Raw genomic sequence first — 2,832 nt, forward strand, 5'->3', positions numbered from 1 at the left:
GGGTACGCCCAGTTCTGCGCCTTCGGCCGGATGCTGGACGCCTGGCTGGCCCGCCATGGCGCAACCCCGCTGTTCGACCGGGTCGAGGTCGACGACGGCGATCCGGCCGCCCTGCGCCACTGGCAGTCGCATGTCGGCCTGCTGGCCGGCGTCACCGACGCCCCCGACTGGACCCGTCCGCGCTACGGCCGCTGGCGGCTGGCCCAGCGCCGCCGGTTGAACCCGGGCAGCACCGCCGATCCTGCCTTCCACATCCGGCTCGAGGCGCTGGAGGCCGCGACCTGGGAAGCCGGCGACATCCTCGAGGTCGGGCCGCGCAACGATCCAGCCGATACGGCGGCCCTGCTGGCCCGGCTGGGCCTGGACCCCGCCGCCCCGGTCGTCGCCGAGGACGGCGCGACCTTGGCCCAGGCCCTGTCCTGGCGACGCCTGCCGCACGACGACGGCTTCGCCTCCGCCTCCCCTCAGGCCCTGGTCGACGCCCTGCCGCCCCTGCCCCACCGCGAATATTCGATCGCCTCGCTGCCGGCCGACGGCGGCGTCGAGCTGCTGGTCCGGGCGATGAGGCGGGCCGACGGCAAGCCTGGACTGGGCTCGGGCTGGCTGACCGCCCACGCCGCCGAGGGGGCCGAGATCGCCGCGCGGGTGCGGACCAACCGCAGCTTCCACGGCCCGAGCGACGACCGGCCGCTGATCCTGATCGGCAACGGCACGGGCCTGGCCGGCCTGCGCGCGCATCTCAAGGCCCGGGCGGCCCTCCCTTCCTCGAGCTTGGGCCGCCACCGCAACTGGCTGGTGTTCGGCGAGCGCGCCTCGGCCCACGACTATTTCCACCAGGCCGAGATCGAGGCCTGGCGCGCGACCGGCGTGCTGGCGCGCCTGGACCTGGCTTTCTCCCGCGACCAGGACCGCAAGATCTATGTCCAGCATCGCCTGATGGAGGCGTCCGACACGCTGCGCGCCTGGATCGCCGACGGCGCAGCGATCTATGTCTGCGGCTCGCTGGAGGGGATGTCTGGGGATGTCCACGCCGTGCTGACGGCCGTGCTGGGCGCCGAGACGATGGAGCGGCTGGCCGACGAGGGGCGGTATCGGCGGGACGTGTATTGAGGCCGGGGACATGCCCTCGCGGCGTGTCCCCAACAAGACCCAGTGCGAAACTTGGGGACACGCCGCAAGGGCATGTCCCCGTCAGTTGGACAGCCGATCCCGCTCCTCCGGCGTATTGGCCCCCCGCAGCCGCAACCGCAGCGCCTCGTCGCAGGGCAGCGCCACAAGCCCCGCCCGCTCGACCAGCCGCCGAAGCGGCCAGCCCGCCTCCGCGTCCGTCGGCAAGGCGTCCAGGATCACCATCATCGGCACGGGCAAGCCGTCGTGGAACGCCCCCGGATCGGCCGCCGCCAGCAGCGGCGCCAGGTCCTGCGCCGTCACGGTCGGGGCGTCGACCGCCAGCACCAGGGCCCGTGTCAGGCCATGCGCCGCCAGGGCCCGCGCCCCGGCCAGCACCCCGCCGACCGGGCCCGCGCCCGGCGCCGGATCGTCGACATGTTCCAGCCCGTGATCGCGCCCCGCCGTCAGCACCCGCACGGCTCCGACCGACGTCGCCAAGGCGGCCACGCGATCGACCGCCCTCTGCCCGTCCCACGCCAGCGACGCCTTGTCGGCGCCCATGCGACGCGAGCCGCCGCCGGTCAGGATGATCGCCCCGAACGGGGTGGTGCATGGGGTCATGACGTCAATCTAGGTCAGACAAAGTTCGCCGTCTGCACCCCTGTTGGTCGCGATGGGTTCGGACGAAAGCCGGACAGAACAGGAGACCGCGACCCGAGACCACGCCGCGGGCTCCTCTGCTCCATCAAAGACTTGCGCCTCGTCTTCCAACACACGGGCAAAACGGTCTAGTGTCCGCCGCGATCAAGGGACGGAACATCGATGAACGACCGTAACGAGCGTCAACGCCGCCGCACGACCCAGAGCGCGACCATCCGCGACGTGGCCGCCCTGGCCGGGGTTTCGCCGATGACGGTGTCGCGGGTCATCAACCGCGAGACGACGGTCAAGTCCGAGACCAAGGCCCTGGTCGACGCCGCGATCCGCGACCTGAACTACGCGCCCAATCCGGCCGCCCGCAGCCTGGCCGGCTCGGCCCCGTTCCGCATCGGCCTGCTCTACGACAACCCCTCGACCGGCTACCTGTCGGAATTCCTGGTCGGCGCCCTGGACGAAAGCAGCCGCACGGGCGCCCAGGTCGTGATCGAGAAGTGCGCCGAGCCGGAGCTGGCCGGCGCCACCCTGACCCGCCTGCTGAAGACCGGCGTCGATGGCCTGATCCTGCCCGCCCCGCTGTGCGAGAGCGCTCAGGTCCTGGCCGAGGTCCGGGCCGCCGGCGCGGCCGCCGTGGCCGTGGCGCCGGGCATGCCCAGCGCCGACATGGCCACCATCCGCATCGACAACGAGGCCGCCGCCTTCGAGCTGGCCCAGCACCTGCTGGCCCTGGGCCACAAGCGGTTCGGGATCATCAAGGGCCACCCCAACCAGACGGTCAGCCAGCAGCGGCTGGACGGCTTCCGCTCGGCCCTGACCGCGGCGGGCATCCCCGACGAGAACGTCCGCGTCGAGCAGGGCTACTTCACCTATCGCTCGGGCCTGGAGGCGGCCGAGCGGCTGCTGGGCGAGGACGACCGGCCCACCGCCATCTTCGCCGGCAACGACGACATGGCCGCGGCCACGGCGGGCGTCGCCCACCGCATGGGCCTGGACGTGCCCGAGGACGTGTCGATCGTCGGCTTCGACGACACCTCGATCGCCGCCAACATCTGGCCGGCCCTGACC

General features: G+C 72.6%; 3 protein-coding genes. 2 read left to right on the forward strand and 1 reads right to left on the reverse strand.

Annotated features, from left to right (window positions below; all coding sequences use genetic code 11):
• Positions 1-1,110: sulfite reductase subunit alpha (locus tag AC1DZ6_RS22860; RefSeq protein WP_477099406.1), on the forward strand; the 1,110-nt coding region annotated here is incomplete at its 5' end.
• A gap of 81 nt (positions 1,111-1,191) precedes the next feature.
• Here the strand turns inward: AC1DZ6_RS22860 and mobA are convergent.
• On the reverse strand, positions 1,192-1,731 hold the full coding sequence (gene mobA, locus AC1DZ6_RS22865; protein ID WP_477099407.1) for a molybdenum cofactor guanylyltransferase: 540 nt from the start codon (positions 1,729-1,731) through the stop codon (positions 1,192-1,194).
• Between the two features lie 201 nt (positions 1,732-1,932).
• On the opposite strand from mobA, the gene AC1DZ6_RS22870 reads away from it, so the two are divergent.
• On the forward strand, positions 1,933-2,832 hold a 900-nt coding region (locus AC1DZ6_RS22870; protein ID WP_477099408.1), incomplete at its 3' end, for a LacI family DNA-binding transcriptional regulator.

The sequence above is a fragment of the Caulobacter sp. P1_B12_2 genome, assembly GCF_056406675.1.

What these genes read in the sequence shown, in the direction of transcription:
- mobA (WP_477099407.1), bottom strand. Translation starts at nt 1,731, where the DNA reads ATGACCCCATGCACCACCCCGTTCGGGGCGATCATCCTGACCGGCGGC.